Raw genomic sequence first — 264 nt, 5'->3', positions numbered from 1 at the left:
CAAATTATGGTGCACGTCACACCAGCATCACCACGCTTTGCGCCCAACGGTGGGATTGCCGCGGTAAGCGGTTCCAGCGCGGCACACCGGGCGCGCCACCATACCGCCCATTTCGTTTTCACCCCCATTACCGGCAAGTATGAAGCCATGAAACGTGGAGCTCCTGTCGATGACATCAACGAAGATGACCTGCTGGTCGGCAAACCCAAGAAGTCGGCCGCCGGGCTGAAGGCGGTCGAAGTTGCCCTTGAGCGCGGCTTCGCC

General features: G+C 60.6%; 1 protein-coding gene. It reads left to right on the top strand.

All coding sequences use genetic code 11. The features are described 5' to 3' along the window. Positions 1 to 264, top strand: a 264-nt coding sequence (locus AC3XQU_RS24110) for a hypothetical protein (RefSeq protein WP_489876651.1), incomplete at both ends; no start/stop codon positions are given.

Source organism: Telluria sp. AZSoR62, assembly GCF_058111565.1.
Note: the sequence above shows the minus strand (reverse complement) of the source record. Positions and strands in the feature narration are given on the sequence as shown.